This window comes from Microbacterium sp. NPDC080220 (assembly GCF_040686395.1).
Classification (GTDB): domain Bacteria; phylum Actinomycetota; class Actinomycetes; order Actinomycetales; family Microbacteriaceae; genus Microbacterium; species Microbacterium gawkjiense.
In genome coordinates this window covers 201,605-218,901 of the sequence record NZ_JBFBOP010000006.1, presented here as the reverse complement: position 1 = coordinate 218,901, position 17,297 = coordinate 201,605, and the positions used below count along the sequence as shown (strand labels likewise).

The window sequence follows — 17,297 nt, the reverse complement described above, 5'->3', positions numbered from 1 at the left end:
GCGCGACCAGCGGGAGCCCGTTGCCGTCGACGAGCTGGTGGATCTTCGTCGACAGGCCGCCTCGGGAGCGGCCGACCGCGTGATCAGGCGGCTCGCGCGTCGTTCCATCCGACTTGCCGGGATGCATCGGCGATCGGCAGGTCGGTTTCCTCGATCAGTCGCGTGAACTCCGTCAGGCGGGTCTCGATGAGGAACCGCATGGGGGCGACACCGACCTGCTGGGTGAAAACGCGTGTGAGATGGGCGCGGGAGACGGCCACCTCCGCGGCGAGCCTGCCGACCGTCCACGGCTCGGTCATGCGCGAGCGCAGCAGGACGACCGAGCGGCGCACGGGACGGGGCGAGCGATTGGCGGCTGCGCGAGCCGGCCGCGCACCGGGAGGACGAACCTCTCGGGCACGGCGCCGTCGTCGGCGAGCAGCGTCGGTAGGGCAATCTCGACGGCGCGGGAGAACAGAGAGATCAGTCGGGTGGTCGCGACCTCCGGTGGCGCGGTCTCGTTCACGAGGCTGATCTGGCGCCACAGCGGTTCGATGCGGTGCAGGATGTCCACGCCAGGCTGCAGCACGAGTGCCGAGCCGTCCCAGGCGTCAGGATGCACGCCCGGACGGACGCGCGTGGTGTCGGCGAGCACCCATCGCATGTGGGAGCGGAGGAAGGACTCGTCGAAGTAGAGCGTCCATAGCCGCACAGTCGGGTCTAAGCGCACTGAGCACCACATGCCGGCCCCGAGAGCCATCGCGTAGCCCGGTGTCAACTCGTGAATGCCTGTGGCTGTCTCAATGTGTGCGGCGCCCTCGAGGACGTGGACGATCTTGGCGTGCCCAAACACGGCGCGGTGGATGCGTTCGGCGCGCACGCTCTCCACCGCCGACGACGGCGGACCGGCCGGCCAATAACGTAGCCGCGGCCGGTATCGTCACGATCCCGCAGGGGTGGGACCGCATCCCGTCCGATCAATGGCGCCGTCACGCGTTCATCGACACGACCAGTTCCGTGGCCTCCGGAAGGTTGCGCCGTGGTCACGCCCGATAGCCGATGACAGTGGTCATGCCGGTTTCGGCGTGGTAGATGTTGTGGCAGTGGGCGACCCAGAGACCTGGGTTGTCAGCGTCGAAGTCGACGGTGAGGGTCTGCTTGGGCAGGATGATCGACGTGTCTTTCCGCGGGCCGCCACCTTCATGCTGGTAGGTGTGACCATGTAGATGGAATGGGTGCCACATCTCGGTGTCATTAGTGATCGTGAACCGGACTCGTTCGCCTTCGCGGATCTCGTGCGCGCCGTCGAGGGGCTGATTCATATCGAACCGTCGCCCGTCGATGCCCCAGTCGTATTCGGCCATACCTCCGGTGAGAGTGATCGCCACGGTCCGATCAGGCTGCCGTGAGGACAGCGCAACGCTGCTATCTGACGTCAGCAGCTGCGCGGTCCCGATCCGGCTGCTAGTGAGCTCCGGGATGCTCACATCGGCCGTCGGTGCTGCCGCGGCGCTGCCGGTGCGGATGACGGCGAAACCGCGATCGCGTTTGCCCTCGGCCTGAGCGATGAGGGGGAACGCGCCGTCATCCAGGGTAATGATCGCGTCGTAGCGTTCGCCCATGCCGATGAGGATGCTGTCGACTTCGACCGGTTCCACGGGGAATCCGTCGGTATGGGTGATGGTGAGCGTGTGACCGCCGATGGCGAGGCGGAACGCGGTGTCGCTGCCGACGTTGATGATCCGCAGCCGCACCTTCTCGCCGGCCCGCCCGGTGAACTGGGTCGGGTCGGCGGGGGGCTTCCCGTTGACGAGGTAGAGGGGATAGTAGACGTCGCCGGCGTCGCCGCCGAGCAGGTCGGAGGTGGCGCCCATGAGGGTGTTGCCCATCCGCATGAACATGTCGCCCATCCCGCCCATGTCGCCCATCCCGGCGGACAGCTCGTCAAGGACGTCGTCGGGGGTGGCGGTGACGCCGTCGAGCCAGTCGTCGAGGATGATGACCCACTCGTCCTCGTACCCGCCGGGCTCGGCGGGGTCCTCGACGATCAGCGCCCCGTACAGGCCACGGTCCAGCTGCACCCCGACGTGGGGGTGGAACCAGTAGGTGCCGGGATCGGGCGCGATGAACTCGTAGTCGAAACTGGCCCCGGCCTTGATGGGCTGCTGGGTGACCGGCGGGACGCCGTCCATGTCGTTGCGCAGCGCGAGCCCGTGCCAGTGCACGGAGGTGTCCGCCTCGAGCTGGTTCCGGACGGTGGCCTTCAGAGTGTCTCCGGCGCCGAGACGGATCACGGGCGCCGGAACAGACCCGAACGCCCAGGTCGGCGCGGTCGCCCCGGCTAGGTCCAGCACGGTCGGGGCGGCGGTGAGGGTCGCGGTGGTGACCTTCCCGGTGCCGCCGCGGCGCCGCTCGGCGCCTTGGACCTGGGCGCCGTCGGGCTGCACCCAGTTCGCCGCCGGCGCGCAGGATGCCAGCGCGACCGTCGCGACGGCGCCAATGCTGACGCCGAGGAACCCTCGCCGAGTTAGGAGGAAGCGGGGGCGTGGGGCGGGCGACGGGTTCATCGTTGTTTCCTTTCCGGCCGGGAGCGCGGGCCGTGGTTTTCGTCAGGGAGGCCGTCCGGGTCGGACGTCGCATGATCGGCGGAGGCTGGTGGGGCACGATTGCCGGTTGCCGTGACGGCCGAGGGCTCTGAGCGCCTGGATCCGATGGCGAGCAACGCCATTGCGTTCAGCACGATCACGGTCCCGATCCAGCCCCACAGGCCCGGGTCCTCGCGCAGGATCAGCAGCGACAGCAGGATCCCGAAGACCGGCACGAGCAGCGTCCACGCGGCGAGGAGGTCGAGCCGGGCACGTCCGATCTCGGTGAACCAGGCGACCGTGGTGGCGGCGGTGCCGACCAGTGATAGGAACAGCAGGGTGAGGATGAACCGGATGTTCCAGCCGATCGTGGGCGGCCCTTCTGTGACGGCTGCGGTGCCGGCGAGGATCGCACCTCCGATGAGCAGCTGAGCTGCCGCCACGACTCGGACGTCTGCGTGCACGATCCGGCCGATAAGGGTGCCGGCGGTGATCGCGGCGGCGGAGGTCAGTGAGAGCCACGCTCCGGTGCCGAGCCCGGAGGGAAGGACGATGATGAGTAGGCCGGTGAAGCCCAGGCCGATCGCGGCGATCGCGGCGGGGGTGGGACGCTCGCGGTAGAGCCACCACGCGGGCAGCAGGATCAGGATTGGCTGCGCGTTGGCGAGCACCGAGGCGATCCCGGTCGACAGTCCGGTCGCGGCGACGAACATCGTCGCGAATGCCAGGGCGATGTTCACCAGTCCGAGGCAGCCGATCAGTGCCCATGTCTTCGGGTCGCGGGGAAGAGGTGCCCGCTGGATGGCGGCGACGGTTGCGAGCGCGACCCCGGCGATGAGGGCTCTCAGTGCCGCGAGCCACAGCGGCGGGGCGTCTTGCAGGCCGACGGTGATCGCGACGAAGCACGACCCCCAGGCGAGCGTGACCCACAGCATCCGCAGCGGTCGGGGGTGCCCGTGCCGGCTGGCGTCCGCGAGGGGGCGGACGACGGTGTTCACGACGACTCTCGCGTGTCGGTCCCGCTGTCGCCCCCGTGGCGTCGATGATTCGAGTCGTGGGCGCCGGTGTGGTGGCGGTGGCCGAACAGGTGCATGGCGGCCATGCCGATGATCGCGACGTAGGGCAGCACTGCGACGACGTGGGGAAGGTGGTCGATGAACAGGTAGATCGCGATCCCGAGCACGGAGATCCCGATGATCAGCCACGCCGTCACAGGCATCCGTCGCCGCGGGTCGCCTTCGCCGGGATGGTCGGCGGGCGGTTGGTGGTCACCGGTCATGGTCGGGCTCCTCCGCCGGTGTGAGGAAGTCCTGGCGCATGCCGAGGCTCTCGTCGGTGAGGCGGATCGAGGTCGCGGCGTCGGGGACGGTGCCCGTCAGCGCGCGGATCGCGTCGATCGTCTCGGGCACGACGATGGCCTCGTTGTAGACCTGGTAGGCGAGGTAGGCCTCGCTGCCGTTCACGGTGACCAGGTCCTCCCACACGGCGACCTCCCACATGTCTCCCCGGGGGCGGCCGAGATCGCGCATCAGCTCGACGGTGGAGTTGAGGGCGACCAGGCCGTCGGACATCCGGATGAACGCGATGCGGGGCGCGGCGCGCAGGGCGTCCAGCACCTCGTCGCGGGTCGCCTCCCGGGTGAGTTGCAGCGTCCAGTAGTGGCTGTGGGTCTGCGTGTGGGCGCCTTTGGCGGCGATGGTGACGACATCGAGTCCGGGGAGCACGGTCTGTGCGTCGGGGCCCTGATGAGAGGGGATGGTCGGTTCTGGGACCATCGTGTTCATGATCCCGCCGAGGTGCGATTCCCACGGGTCGGTGGCGCGGCGGATGAGCACCCCGCGGGCGCGCAGCAGGAGTCCGGCCGCATCCAGCGCGCCGAGGATCCGCACGATGCTGGTGGTGTTGCAGGAGACCACCCGGGTGCTGTCCCTGCCGATGGCGCTGGCGTAGTTGGCTTGGGCGACGAAGGAGTGGCCGGTGGTGGAGTGGGACTCGCCGCCTTGGAGCACTGCCTTGACGCCGAGGGTGCGGTAGCGCTCCAGGTTTCCCGCTGCCACATGCTTGGGGGTGGTGTCGACGACGACGTCGCACTGCGCGAGAAGGTCGTCGAGCACTCCCTGTGCGGGCACGTCGGCGCCCCGCATGGCCTGCTGCGCCTCGATGGTGGAGGCGAACACGGGCAGGCGGTTCGCTGCGGACTTGATCCGCCAGTCGGTGGCGATGTCCGCGACGCCGACCAGGTCCATGTCCGACTGCAGCAGGACCGCGTCGGCGACGCGCTTGCCGATGACGCCGTAGCCGTTGACGCCGACTCGAATGGTGTTCATGTGCGTGCCTTTCTGATGAGGGATGGGAGCCGCGGCGGTCATCGCCGTCGCCGCGTGGTCCAGAGCAGGTAGCCGCCGAGTGCGGTGACCACGCTCGCGCCGGCGCCGATCATGACGCCTTCCCGCGAGCGCCATCTCGTGTTCCCGCTGACGAGTTCGCCGATGCCGTTGATCAGGGCGGCGGTGATCATGCCGGCGATCAGGCGATTGCCGATCCGTTCAGCCCGTCCCACGAGCGGTTCCAGTTCGGCCGCGCGCAGGTGCACCTCGAGGCCGCCGTTCTCCAGCACCCGCCGGAGCTGCTTGAGTGTTCCGGGCAGCTCGAGCAGCAGTGCTCCGGCATCCGCGGATGCCTGTGCCCAGCGTTTCGCCAGGGCGGGGAGGGAGAACTGTCGCTGCACGATCCGCTCCGAGAAGGGGGTGAGCGCCTGCAGCATCTCGAACTCGGGGTCGAGCCGTGCCGCCAGTGCCTCGCCCATCATCAGGACCTTGAACAGCAGAGCGGTCTGCTGCGGCAGCTGGAGGTGGTGGTGTCGCAGCAGGGCGAGCAGGTCTCCGAGCAGGTGGCTGAGGTTAATGTCGGACAGGGGGCGTCCGAGATACCGCGACACGAAGACGTCCAGGGAGCGGCCGAGCTCGCCGCGGTCGGAGGTGTTCTTGGTGATCGAGAGCGCGAGCAGGGCGGTGGCGAGCGCGCTGGAGTCTCCGCGGGTGAAGGCGAGCAGCACGTCGGAGAGCTGCTCGGTGACCTCTTCGTCGAGTTGGCCGACCATGCCGAAGTCGATGAGGGCGATGGATCCGTCGGTTTGGATGAACAGGTTGCCCGGGTGCGGGTCGGCGTGGAAGAAGCGGTTCTCGAACACCATGGTGAGGATGAGGTCCGCGCCTCGCCTGGCCAGCTGGTTCCGGTCGATGCCGGCCGCGTCCAGGGCGGGCAGGTCGTCGACTCGGATGCCGTGCATCCGTTCCAGGGTCAGCACGCGTGACGTGGTCGTCTCCCAGAACACCTGAGGGACGGCGACGTCGGGTGAGTCGGCGAAGTCGGCGGCGAACCGCTCCGCGTTCCGGCCCTCCTGCAGATAGTCGAGCTCGGCGCGCAGCGTGCGGGAGAACTCCTCGACGATGCCCGGCAGGTTGTACTGGCGGGCGGCATCCCACCGCTTGTCGGCGCGCTCGGCGAGATTCTGCAGGATCTCCAGGTCTTCGTGGATCTGGGCGACCGCGCCGGGTCGGCGGACCTTCACGACGACCTGGGTGCCGTCGTGAAGGGTCGCGGCGTATGCCTGCCCGATCGACGCGGCGGCCAGCGGTTGCGGGTCGAACTGTGCGAAGAGCTGTTCGGGGTCCGCGCCGAGCTCCTCGCGGATCACCGCCTTCATCGGCTCCCAGGCCTCGGGCGGCGCGGCGTCCTGAAGCTTGACCAACTCGGCGAGGTAAGCGGCGGGCAGCAGGTCGTTGCGGGTGGACAGCAGCTGGCCGAGTTTGATGAAGGTCGGTCCGAGCTCCTCGAGGGCGAGTCGGAGGTGTTCCGGACTGGTGTAGGGCTCGTCCCGGCGCGCATGCCCGAGAACGCCTTTGTTGAAGGGAATCCACTTCTCCAGCCCGAGCAGCCCGAGGCCGAGCCCGAGTCCGTGGTGCTCGAGGATGGTGGCGATGCGCCGATACCGGCTCCGATGCGTGCTCATCAGTCGAGGCCTCCTTCGCGGTTGGTCGCGTCGCGGGCCGAGGTGCCCGGGCCGATCGCGAACGTCTTGGTCTGTCCGGCCGAGAGCGGCACGGCGACCGCGCCGACGCGCACGTGGATCGCGGGTGCTGAGCCGGCGTGCACGCGAAGCTCCAGGCTGCGGTCACGGAGCATCACGTCGACGAGGTGGCCGCGGTATCGGATCTGGAACCCGACCCGGGTGAGGTTCGGCGGCAGTCGGGGGGCGAAGACGAGCTCGTCGTCACCGAGGGCCATGCCGGCGAAGGAGCGGACGGGCAGGTCGATGGTGCCGGCCATCGCGCCGAGGTGGATCCCTTCGCGGGTGGTGCCGCCCTGGGAGTCGTCGAGATCGGCGATCAGCGCCTCGCGGAACGCGATCCAGGAGCGGGACGGGTCGATGCCGGCCAGGACGGAGGCGTTCACGACTCGGCTGAGCGTCGACCCGTTGGCGGTGCGGGCGAGGTAGTACTCGACCGTGCGGGTCAGGTCCTGCTCGGAGAACGGGTAGCCGAGCGTGGCGAGTTGCGCCCGGAGCCCGTCGTGACCGAGCAGGTAGACCAGCATGACGACGTCGGGCTGCTTGGCGAGCTTGTACCGGTTGGTGCTGTCGTTCTCGGACTCGAGGATGAGATCGAGCCGGCCGATGTTCCCGTACTCCTCGCGGTAGTGGTCCCAGTCCAGCTCCTGCAGGCTCTCGTAGCCGTCGAACTGGGTGAGGATGCCGTCGCGGTGGAACCCCACCGCCAGTCGTGTGCTGAGCCGGGCCCATCCCGCGATCTCCTCGTCGGTGACGCGGAGCCGGTCGCGGAGGCCCTCGCCGCGGTGCCCGTGGAGCAGGGCGAGTGTCCGGGCCGCTCGCGTGGCGACCCACGAGGCGAGGACGTTGGTGTACGTGTTGTCGCGCAGGCCGCTGCCGGGAGCGTCCGGGGCGCCGTCGTGGAACTCGTCGGGTCCCATCACCCCGGCGATGTGGAAGCGGTCGGTGGCAGTGTCGTGCTCGGCGAGCGAGGCGAACAGGCGGGTGACCTCGATGATGAGCTCGCCGCCGCGTTCGGCGAGCCAGTCGAGGTCGCCGGTGGCCTGGTAGTGCTGCCAGGCGTTGTAGGCGATGGCGAGGCCGACGTGGCGTTGACGGTGGGAGTTGTCCGGCATCCACCGACCGGAGCGCGGGTTGTAGAGCGCCTCGGGCGTCTCCTCGCGACCGTCGCTGCCGCTCTGCCAGGGGAAGAGGGCTCCGCGGAGTCCGGCGGCGGTCGCCGCGGCGCGGGCGGCGTCCAGTCGCCGCCAGCGGTAGTCGATCAGCGCCCGGCTGATCTCGGGCGTGCGCAGAGCGATCACGGGCAGGACGAACACCTCGTCCCAGAAGACGTGCCCCCGATACCCCTCGCCGTGCAGGCCGCGGGCGGGCACCCCGGCGTCGAGCTCGACGGTGTGCGGCGAGAGGGTCTGGAGCAGGTGGAAGACGTGCAGGTTCAGGATGAGTCGGCTGTGCGTGTCGGCGTCCAGGGTGACCGCGAAGCGTTCCCAGAGTCGCCGCCACGCACCCGCGTGGCGTTCCCGCAGCGCCTCGACGTCGCCACCGCGTTCGGTGAGCAGGGTCAGGGCGGCACCACCCGGCTCGCTGATGGCCCGATCGTGGGAGGTGTAGATCGCGGCCGTCTTGGTGAGGGTGACCGGTCGACCCTGCTCCAGAGGGATGCGCAGCTCTCGGGTGGGCTGCAATGGCGTGTCGATGCGGTGATCGGTCGCGCTGTCGGTTCCGGTGAGGGTCGTGCGGACGGCGGTGGCGATGTGGACCCGGCTCTGTCGGGTCCGCACCTCGCAGAGGGTGGTGTCGCCGACGTGGCGGAACGTCGGCTGCGTGAGGTGGGTGGCGTCCGATCCGAGGTACGCGGCCACGTTGCTGTTGCGCACGCCGGCGTCGATCCCGGCGCGAAGGGTGACCGTGCCGCTCCAGTCGGGGGCGGTGAGCGTGGTTTCCAGCACGGCAAGGTGAGGTTCGTCCAGGGAGGTGAACGTCGTCTGCACGAAGTCGAGTCGATCCCCGTTCGGAGCGGTGAGGACCGCGCGGCGGACGACCAGGCCGCGGCGCAGGTCGAGCTCGCGTCGTTCGCTGTGCGTCACGACCTGGCCGGTGGACAGCCACGGCCCGTCTCCGATGCGGAGGTCCACCGGAAGCCAGTTGGGCGTGTTGACGAGATGCTCCTCCTCGAGCTCGCGCCCGTGGATGGTGCTCGCCAGTCGGTTGTACACGCCGGCGAGGTAGGTGCCGGGATAGTGGATGCCGTCGTCGTGGTGCTCGGGCCGGGCGCCACGGGTGGCCAGGTAGCCGTTCCCCAGCGCGGTGAGCGCCTCCCGGTGCCCTTCGTGCGCGGGGTCGAAGCCGTCGTAGACCAGCTGCCACGGATCCGTGGTGGAGACGCCCAGGTCGAGCTCGGCGACATCGGCCAGGACGAGGTCGGCGCCCACGGCCTCGAGCTGCTCCCGCGCTCCGGCGCGGTCGATGCCGACGACGAAGCCGAAGCCTCCGCGCCTCGCGGCCGCTACGCCGGCGACCGAGTCCTCGACGACCGCGGTGCGGGCCGCGGCGACACCCAGTCGCCGGGCCGCCTCGACGAACATGGCGGGATCCGGCTTGCCTTTCAGGTGATGCGTGAGCGCGATCCGGCCGTCCACCACGGTGTCGAAGCAGCCGGCCAGTCCTGCGGCGGCGAGCATCTGCTGCGCGTTCCGGCTCGCGGTGACCAGCCCGACCGGCACGGCCGCGTCCCGCAGGCGATGCAGCAGCGCCGCGGTGCCCGGATAGACGCGCAGCCCACGGGTGCCCAGCTCCGCCAGGAACAGCTCGTTCTTGCGCGCCGCGAGCCCCGCGATCGTCCACGCCGTTGGTGGGTCGTCGGGATCTCCGGCGTCCAGGGCGATCCCACGGGTCGTCAGGTACGCCGATACCCCGTCCTCGCGGGTTCGCCCGTCCACATAGCGGCGGTAGTCGGCGGCCGGGTCGAAGGTCGTCTCGGGGTCGTCCACCTGCACACGCGGGTCTCGCAGCACCTCGTCGAACAGCTGCTTCCACGCGGCGGCATGGATCGCGGCGGTGTTCGTGACCACGCCGTCCATGTCGAACAGCACCGCGTCGTAGACGGCATCGAGGTGGTGAGTCCCGTGCTCTGCCGACCGCGGAGTCATCGCGGCGCCTCGCGTCCGGTCATGAGGCGCCGCCGGGCGTCGACGCCGGGGCGAGGCTGCTCGCCTCTGCCGGGGCCGCGGGGGCCTGCTGGGCGGGCAGCCGGAGCCGCTTGAGCAGGAGCGCGTTGACGGCGACGATCACGCTGGAGCCAGACATGCTGATGGCGGCGATCTCGGGGGTGAGCATGATCCCGAACGCGGGGTAGAACACGCCGGCGGCGATGGGGAGGGCGGCGGCGTTGTAGCCGATGGCCCAGCCGAGGTTCTGCCGCATCTTCCGCAGCGTGCCCTTCCCGATCTTCAGCGCGATCGCGACATCGAGCGGGTCGGAGCGCATCAGGACGACGTCTGCGGTCTCGATGGCGACGTCGGTGCCGGCGCCGATCGCGATGCCGAGGTCCGCCTGGGCGAGGGCGGGGGCGTCGTTGACGCCGTCGCCGACCATCGCGACCTTCTTGCCGGATGCCTGGAGCTCGGCGATCTTGGCGGACTTGTCCTCGGGGAGCACGTCGGCGATCACGGTGTCGATGCCCAGCAGCGAGGCGATGCGCTCGGCGGTGGGCTTGTTGTCGCCGGTGAGCATCGCCACCTCGATGCCCTGCTCGTGGAGTGCGTCGATCGCGGCTTTCGCGGTGTCGCGGGGGGCGTCGGCGAGGGCGATCACGCCGGCGATCTGCCCGTCGACGGCGAACATGATCGCGGTGCGGCCGCCGTCTGCGAGGGCCTGCTGCTGCGAGACGACCGGGCCGGTGTCGATGCCCTGCGCTGCCATCAGCCGGGCGTTGCCGAGCACCACCTGCCTTCCGTCGACGGTGGCGATTGCGCCCTGCCCGGTGACGTTGCGGAACGCGGACGCGGTGCGACGCGGGATGTTCCGACTCTCGGCGTAGGTGACGATCGCCTTGGCCAGCGGGTGCTCCGACTCCCGCTCGAGCGCCGCGGCGAGGGCGAGTAGCTCGAGGTCGTCCATGCCGATGGGGATGTAGTCGGTGACCTCGGGCTCGCCCTTGGTGAGAGTGCCGGTCTTGTCCAGCACGACGGTGTCGATGTGCGCGGCGGTCTCGATGCCGGTGGCGTTCTTGAACAGGACACCACGCTTGGCGCCCAGGCCGGTGCCGACCATGATCGCGGTCGGGGTGGCGAGCCCGAGGGCGTCGGGGCAGGTGATGACGACGACGGTGATCGCGAACAGGATCGCCATCGGCACATCCGCCCCGGCGAGGAACCACACCAGGAAGGTCAGAGTGCCTCCGACGAGGGCGAGCAGGACGAGCCAGAACGCGGCCCGGTCGGCGAGACGCTGCCCAGGGGCCTTGGAGTTCTGCGCCTCCTGCACCAGCTTCACGATCTGCGCCAGCGCCGTGTCGGCGCCAACCTTCGTGGCGCGCACCCGGAGGGTGCCGACGGTATTCACGGTCGCGCCGATCACCTCCGAGCCGGGCGCCTTCTCGACCGGCATGGACTCGCCAGTGACCATCGACTCGTCGATCTCGGACTCGCCGTCCTCGACGACGCCGTCGGTGGGGACCTTCGCGCCGGGGCGGATGAGCATGAGGTCCCCGGGTACCACCTCGGAGGTGGGGATTTCGACCTCCTCGCCGTCGCGGAGGACGACCGCGCGGGCGGGAGCGAGCTCCAGCAGCCGTCGGATGGCGTCGTTCGCACCTCCCCGGGCGCGCATCTCGACCCAGTGGCCGAGGAGCACGAAGGTGGCCAGCACGGTCGCCGCCTCGTAGAAGACCTCGCCGCCGCCGGTGAGGGTGATGATCAGGCTGTAGATCCAGCCGGCGCCGACGCCGACCGCGACCAGCACCATCATGTCGAGGGTGCGGGCCCGCAGGGCTCGGTAGGCGCCGTCGAAGAAGATCCAGGCCGAGTAGAAGATCACCGGCAGCGACACGATCAGCATGAACACGTCGTCGCGCAGCCCGAACGGGGCCGGCACCTCGAAGCCGAGCACCTCCCGGCCGATCGGGGACCACAAGGTGATCGGGATCGACAGGATCAACGCGACCAGGAACCGGTTGCGCATGTCCCGGATCATCGCGTCCATCGACATGCCGCCGTGATGCCCGCCGTGGCCCATCACATCCTGCGCGCTGCGGCCGGCCGGCTGAGCCCCGTGATCGTGCCCACCCTCGGTGGCCGGAGCGTGACCGGCATGCTCACCGGCGTCCACTGCGGAGTGGTCAGCGTGGTCCGCTGCCGGGTGCGGGTGTTCGTGCCCCGCCGGGGTGTCATGACCGGTGGAGACCGCGCGTCCCTCGTGCTCGGCGTGCTCCTGATAGCCGTCGTGCGCGTCATGCTCGGCGTGGGCATCGTGCTCGGCGTGGTCGTGGTGGTCGGCGTGCTCGTGGGGTTCGTGGGCGGGGTCGCAGATGTGGTCCGGGACGGACTGCCCGGCGCAGTGGTAGCCGCATTCGATCACCCACTGCTGCAGGTGCGCGACCGAGGTGGTCTGCGGGTCGTAGGTGACGGTCGCGGTCTGGGAGACCGGGTTCGCGTCGACGGACAGGACGCCCGGCTGGCGGGCGAGGTGGGCTTCGGTGACGTTCTTGGAGGTCGCGCGGATCATGCCGCTGACCTGCAGGGTCACGGTCTTGGTGTCGGTCATCGGATTTCCTTCGCGGTGGAGGGGCGGTTCGGGTCGGTGTCGGGGTGGGGCCAGCGCCAGTCGGCGACGGCGGGGATGTCGGTGCCGTGCTCGCGGGTGTGGGCGCGGGCGCGCAGGCGGGCGTCGACGAGTTCCTGCCGCAGCTGCGCGTGGGTCGCGGCAAGGCCCGGGACGTGGTCGAGGACGTCGATCGCGAGCCGGTATCGGTCGAGGTCGTTGAGCATGACCATGTCGAACGGGGTCGTGGTGGTGCCCTTCTCCACGAACCCGTGGACGTGCAGGTTCTGGTGCCCGGCGCGCTTGTAGGTGAGACGGTGGATCAGCCACGGGTAGCCGTGGTAGGCGAAGATCACCGGCTTGTCGGGGGTGAAGATCGCGTCGAACTCCCGGTCCGGCAGGCCGTGCGGGTGCTGGTCCTCGGATTGCAGACGGGTCAGGTCGACCACGTTCACGACCCGCACGGACAGGTCAGGGATGTGCTCGCGCAGCAACGCGGCCGCGGCGAGCACCTCGAGGGTGGGCACGTCGCCGGCGGCGGCGAGCACCACGTCCGGCTCGGCGCCCTCGGTCTCGGTGCCGGCCCAGGGCAGGATGCCCAGGCCCCGGGTGCAGTGCTCGATCGCCTCGTCCATGGTGAGCCACTGCGGGGCGGGCTGCTTTCCGGCGACGACGACGTTGATGTAGCCGGTGGAGCGCAGGCAGTGGTCGTAGGTGGACAGCAGCGTGTTCGCGTCGAACGGGAGGTAGACGCGGACGATGTCGGGGCTCTTGTTCAGGGCGAGGTCGATGAACCCGGGGTCCTGGTGGCTGAACCCGTTGTGGTCCTGCCGCCAGACGTGGCTGGAGAGCAGGTAGTTGAAGCTCGGCACCGGTTCCCGCCAGGGCACCTCGCTGGCGGCTTCGAGCCATTTGGCGTGCTGGTTGAACATCGAGTCGACGATGTGCGTGAACGCCTCGTAGCAGTTGAACAGGCCGTGCCGGCCGGTGAGGACGTACCCTTCGAGCCAGCCCTGGCACTGGTGCTCGCTGAGCACCTCCATCACCCGCCCGGTCGGCGCCAGATGCTCGTCCACCGGCAGCACGGTCGCGTTCCACTGCTTGCCGGTGGCCTCGAACACGGGCGGGGCGAGCCGGTTGGAGGCGGTCTCGTCGGGGCCGAAGATGCGGAAGTTGTCCGGGTTGCGCCGGATCACGTCGGCGAGCCATTCGCCGAGCATCCGGGTCGCCTCCGCCGTTCCCGTGCCTCGCGCCTCGGGGTCGACCGGGTGGGCGTGGTCGCGGAAGTCGCCCAGGCGCAGCGGGACGGTCAGCTGCCCGCCGTTCGCGACCGGGTTAGCGCTCATCCGCCGCGCTCCGGCCGGGGCGGCGGCGACCGTGGCGGGGAACGGGGCGCCGTCGGCGTCGAAGAGCTCGTCGGGCCGGTAGGAGGCCAGCCAGTCCTGGAGGAGCTGCAGGTGCTCGGGGGTGTCGCGGACCTCGGCGAGCGGCACCTGGTGGGACCGCCAGGTGCCCTCCACGGGGAGCCCGTCGATCACCGGCGGGCAGGTCCAGCCTTTCGGGCTGCGCAGCACGATCGCTGGCCACGCCGGCCGGCCTTCCAGCGTGCCGGCCGCCGCGGCGGTCTTGATGTCCGCGATCCGGTCCAGCACCTCGTCCAGCACGCCGGCGAACCGGGCGTGGGACTCCCGCGGGTCCTCGCCGTCGAAGCCGACGGTGACCACGAACGGCTCGTGGCCGTAGCCGCGCAGCAGCGCGACCAGCTCGTCCTCGGGGATGCGGGACAGCACCGTCGGGTTGGCGATCTTGTACCCGTTCAGGTGCAGGATCGGTAGCACCACCCCGTCCGCGGCTGGGTTGAGGAACTTGTTGCCGTGCCACGCGGTCGCCAGCGGCCCGGTCTCGGCCTCCCCGTCGCCGATCACGCACGCGACCAGCAGGTCCGGGTTGTCGAACGCGGCGCCATAGGCGTGGACGAGGGAATAGCCGAGCTCGCCGCCCTCGTTGATCGACCCGGGCGTGTCCGGGGACGCGTGCGAGGGGATGCCGCCGGGGAAGGAGAACTGCCGGAACAGCGCCTTGAGCCCCTCCTCGGTGCGGTCGATCCGCGGGTACAGCTCCGTGTAGGTGCCGTCCAGGTAGGCGTTGGCCACCATGCCCGGCCCGCCGTGCCCCGGCCCGGTCACGTACAGGGTGTTCAGATCCCGGTCGGTGATCGCCCGGTTGAGGTGGGCGTACAGGAAGTTCAGGCCCGGGGTGGTGCCCCAGTGCCCCAGTAGTCGAGGCTTGATGTGCTCCGCGGTGAGCGGGTCGCGCAGCAGCGGGTTGTCGAGCAGGTAGATCTGCCCGATGCTCAGGTAGTTCGCCGCCCGCCACCACGCATCCACCTCCTCCAGTCGTTCCGGGGTGACGGCGGTGGTGCGGTATGCCCAGCGGGCCGGTGCGGTGCTCATGGTCGGTCTCCTCGAGGTTCGCGGCCGAGACCGCCGAATGTGGTCATGACGATAGTGGTCATTGTGCGGTCCCCGCCGGGAGGACGACGGTGGTCTCGGTGCCGTGGATCCAGACGATGCCGCGGTCGTCGACGAGCACGACCGCCCCATCTGCGTTCCCGAGCGCCTGGACGGTGCCCGTGGCGGCACCGACGCTGTCCCAGGATCCGGTGCCGGTGAGTCGCCAGAGGGTGCCGTCGGTGTCGACGCCGACCAGCCCGCCCGTGGAGTCCGCCTCCACCAGGTAGAGCGGCGGCGCATCCGCGACGAGGTCGAAGGTGGCGCCCGCATCCCGGCTCTCCTGCAGGCCCTGCCGCGTCGCGGCGTAGAGGGTGCCGTCGGTGGTGACGGTCAGGTCGGCGGCGGGGAGCTCGGCGCCGTCGATCCAGGTGGTCCCGCCGTCAGTGCTGGTGCGGATGGTGATCGAGCTGGACCCGATCCCGTGGATCGCACCGTCTCCGGCGGTGAGGACGTGGAAGTCCTCCTGCCCGGTGAACGCGACCGGCTCCCAGGTGGTCCCGGCGTCGGTGCTTCGGATGAGTCCCAGGTTGTGCTCGCCGAGCTCCGCCGGGGTGTTCGGTCCCGGGTGCCCGGAGGCGTAGAGGACGTCGCCGTCGGCGGTCAGGCCCATCGCGTCGAAGTCCGCGCCTCCCAGGGGGCCGGAGAGGTCGCCGGTGTCGGTGAGGGTGTAGAGGCCTGCGTGGGCGCCCAGCAGCACGGTGCTCCCGCCGAGGTCGACGATGCCGTGCACATGACCGAGACCGGTATCCGGGGCGGGTGCCGAGGTGGCGGTCGGCGTGGAGGCGCAGCCGGTCAGCAGCAGGCCCGCAGCAGCGGCGACGGCAGCGGCCGTGATCGTGGTGGCGTTGCTGCTCATGCGATCGCCTGGATGAAGAGAATGGTCGCCGCGGACAGGATGATCAGGGCGAGGATGATGCCCACGAAGCACGCGGCCAGAGTCCGGGAAGTCATGACGGGCCTTTCGACGGGTCGACGCTGTCGGTCAGGACGGATGCGCCGGGCGGATCGCCGGGCCTCGGGCGGGGCCAGGTCCGGGGTGGTCGGCCCCGCCCGAGGGGTTCGGGTCAGAGGGTGGCGAGGATGTCCTGCATGGTGGTGATCTCGGCGGTCTGTCCGTCGATGATCTGCTGGGCGAGCGCGGCCACGTCCGGGTTCTCCCCGTTGTCCAGCACCATCTGGGCCATCGTGACGGCGCCCTGGTGGTGGCCGATCATGCCCTCGAGGAACAGCCGGGTCGCCTCGACCCCGGTGGCGGCGTCCAGGGCGGCCATGTCGTCGTCGGACATCATCCCGTCGCCGTGGTCCATGCCGCCCATCCCGCCCATGTCGGACATGGAGTCGTCGTAGGCGATTCCCCAGTCCTCGAGCCAGCCCTTCATGGTCTGGATCTCGGGGCCTTGGGCGGCTTTGATCTGCTCGGCGAGGGTCACGACCCGCTCGTCGATGCCGTCCTCGGCCAGAATCTGATCGGCCATCTCGATGGCCTGTTCGTGGTGCGGGATCATCATCGTGACGAACATCTCGTCAGCGGAGTTGAACGATGCCTGCCCGGAGGGGGCGGGGGTGCTGCTGGTCATGCCGCCGGGGCCGTGGTCCATCCCGGGCATGGATCCGTCGGTGGGGGCGCAGCCGGCGAGCACGAGCGCAGCGGCGAGCGCGCCGGTGCTCAGCGCGAGAATGCGGATGCGCACGGGTGGGTGTCCTTGTCTAGTCGGTCGAATGGTGAGTCGATTCCCGTGCCGCATGCGGGCACGGCGCAGCATCTCCCGGCACAGCGGTGACGGGAGGGCGGGGAATCAGGTTCGACTGATCGACAGGACGATGAGGGAAGGTGGTCGGGGGTGCGGTAACGCGGTGAGCACATTCCGCCCGTGCAGGCGCAGCAGGGCGAGGGCGGTGCGCAGGCGGGCCAGCAGCGCCGGGGCGAGCAGCACGATGGTGGCGGCCAACAGCGCCAGCACGCACGCCATCATCAGCATCGAATGGTCCGGCATTCCGCCCGAGCCGTCGCAGTCGCCCTCACAGTGCCCGCCCGAAGCCTCGGGGCCTGTCCCGATGGTGTCCTCGAGCATGCTCCCGGTCGCGACGGTGCCGCCCAGGTCAGAGGCAGGCGCGGCATGGGCGGCTTCGGAGGCCGCTGCGGGGGTGTCGGCGCGCCCGCTGGTGAGCCTGCCGGTGAGGGTGTGCATGGCCAGCAGGCCGGCGATCAGCAGGAGCGCGGTCGCGAAGGTCAGCAGCAGCCGGTGCAGCCCGGATGGGGCGTGCACCAGGGTTCGGATGTGGTTCACCGCCGACCTCCTTCCCGCGTCCAGCGTACCCTGGTGTGCCTGGATCCCCACCGGCGCCGATCGGGCGCACGGCGGTCCTGCCCAGGCTGGTCGCCCGACCGAT

13 protein-coding genes and 1 pseudogene are annotated in these 17,297 nt (G+C 70.1%); all 14 read right to left on the bottom strand.

Annotated features, from left to right (window positions below; translation table 11 throughout):
- Positions 1–94 (bottom strand): annotated as a pseudogene (locus tag AB0P29_RS11310) (IS5/IS1182 family transposase); the annotation flags it as partial.
- Positions 84–299, bottom strand: a complete 216-nt coding sequence (locus tag AB0P29_RS11305) for a helix-turn-helix domain-containing protein (RefSeq protein WP_232711325.1) — start codon at positions 297–299, stop codon at positions 84–86. The pseudogene AB0P29_RS11310 and the gene AB0P29_RS11305, both read right to left, overlap by 11 nt.
- Entirely contained in the window at positions 296–859 is a 564-nt protein-coding gene (locus tag AB0P29_RS11300; protein WP_363379831.1) for a hypothetical protein, read from the bottom strand. Before AB0P29_RS11300 ends, AB0P29_RS11305 begins: the two co-directional genes overlap by 4 nt.
- 163 nt (positions 860–1,022) lie before the next feature.
- Entirely contained in the window at positions 1,023–2,546 is a 1,524-nt protein-coding gene (locus AB0P29_RS11295) for a multicopper oxidase family protein (RefSeq protein WP_311283487.1), read from the bottom strand.
- A complete protein-coding gene (locus AB0P29_RS11290) occupies positions 2,543–3,562 on the bottom strand; it encodes a DMT family transporter (protein ID WP_363379830.1) in 1,020 nt (339 codons plus the stop codon). Before AB0P29_RS11290 ends, AB0P29_RS11295 begins: the two co-directional genes overlap by 4 nt.
- Complete coding sequence (locus AB0P29_RS11285) at positions 3,559–3,843, bottom strand: DUF2933 domain-containing protein (RefSeq protein ID WP_033107642.1); 285 nt, start codon at positions 3,841–3,843, stop codon at positions 3,559–3,561. Before AB0P29_RS11285 ends, AB0P29_RS11290 begins: the two co-directional genes overlap by 4 nt.
- Positions 3,833–4,891 (bottom strand): type II glyceraldehyde-3-phosphate dehydrogenase, encoded by a 1,059-nt coding sequence (locus AB0P29_RS11280; protein WP_363379828.1) that lies wholly within the window; start codon positions 4,889–4,891, stop codon positions 3,833–3,835. Before AB0P29_RS11280 ends, AB0P29_RS11285 begins: the two co-directional genes overlap by 11 nt.
- A 38-nt stretch (positions 4,892–4,929) precedes the next feature.
- On the bottom strand, positions 4,930–6,576 hold the full coding sequence (locus AB0P29_RS11275) for an AarF/ABC1/UbiB kinase family protein (RefSeq protein ID WP_363379827.1): 1,647 nt from the start codon (positions 6,574–6,576) through the stop codon (positions 4,930–4,932).
- On the bottom strand, positions 6,576–9,782 hold the full coding sequence (locus tag AB0P29_RS11270) for an HAD-IA family hydrolase (RefSeq protein WP_363379825.1): 3,207 nt from the start codon (positions 9,780–9,782) through the stop codon (positions 6,576–6,578). Before AB0P29_RS11270 ends, AB0P29_RS11275 begins: the two co-directional genes overlap by 1 nt.
- A 19-nt stretch (positions 9,783–9,801) precedes the next feature.
- Positions 9,802–12,396: a heavy metal translocating P-type ATPase gene (locus AB0P29_RS11265; protein ID WP_363379824.1), complete on the bottom strand. Its 2,595-nt coding sequence runs from the start codon at positions 12,394–12,396 to the stop codon at positions 9,802–9,804.
- On the bottom strand, positions 12,393–14,846 hold the full coding sequence (locus tag AB0P29_RS11260; protein ID WP_363379822.1) for a phosphoketolase family protein: 2,454 nt from the start codon (positions 14,844–14,846) through the stop codon (positions 12,393–12,395). Before AB0P29_RS11260 ends, AB0P29_RS11265 begins: the two co-directional genes overlap by 4 nt.
- 58 nt (positions 14,847–14,904) lie before the next feature.
- Positions 14,905–15,762 carry a F510_1955 family glycosylhydrolase gene (locus AB0P29_RS11255; protein WP_363379820.1) on the bottom strand — a complete coding sequence of 286 codons (858 nt, stop codon included), beginning with the start codon at positions 15,760–15,762 and terminating at the stop codon, positions 14,905–14,907.
- 208 nt (positions 15,763–15,970) lie between these two features.
- Positions 15,971–16,597, bottom strand: a complete 627-nt coding sequence (locus AB0P29_RS11250) for a DUF305 domain-containing protein (RefSeq protein ID WP_363379818.1) — start codon at positions 16,595–16,597, stop codon at positions 15,971–15,973.
- Positions 16,598–16,702: 105 nt separating this feature from the next.
- Positions 16,703–17,194 (bottom strand): DUF6153 family protein, encoded by a 492-nt coding sequence (locus tag AB0P29_RS11245; protein WP_311283496.1) that lies wholly within the window; start codon positions 17,192–17,194, stop codon positions 16,703–16,705.
- Between the last annotated feature and the right edge of the window lie 103 nt (positions 17,195–17,297).

Bases quoted from the DNA above. Each gene is read 5' to 3' on its own strand.
- AB0P29_RS11305 (WP_232711325.1), bottom strand. From the start codon at position 299: ATGACCGAGCCGTGGACGGTCGGCAGGCTCGCCGCGGAGGTGGCCGTC.
- AB0P29_RS11295 (WP_311283487.1), bottom strand. From the start codon at position 2,546: ATGAACCCGTCGCCCGCCCCACGCCCCCGCTTCCTCCTAACTCGGCGA.
- AB0P29_RS11285 (WP_033107642.1), bottom strand. From the start codon at position 3,843: ATGACCGGTGACCACCAACCGCCCGCCGACCATCCCGGCGAAGGCGAC.
- AB0P29_RS11280 (WP_363379828.1), bottom strand. From the start codon at position 4,891: ATGAACACCATTCGAGTCGGCGTCAACGGCTACGGCGTCATCGGCAAG.
- AB0P29_RS11275 (WP_363379827.1), bottom strand. From the start codon at position 6,576: ATGAGCACGCATCGGAGCCGGTATCGGCGCATCGCCACCATCCTCGAG.
- AB0P29_RS11270 (WP_363379825.1), bottom strand. From the start codon at position 9,782: ATGACTCCGCGGTCGGCAGAGCACGGGACTCACCACCTCGATGCCGTC.
- AB0P29_RS11265 (WP_363379824.1), bottom strand. From the start codon at position 12,396: ATGACCGACACCAAGACCGTGACCCTGCAGGTCAGCGGCATGATCCGC.
- AB0P29_RS11260 (WP_363379822.1), bottom strand. From the start codon at position 14,846: ATGAGCACCGCACCGGCCCGCTGGGCATACCGCACCACCGCCGTCACC.
- AB0P29_RS11255 (WP_363379820.1), bottom strand. From the start codon at position 15,762: ATGAGCAGCAACGCCACCACGATCACGGCCGCTGCCGTCGCCGCTGCT.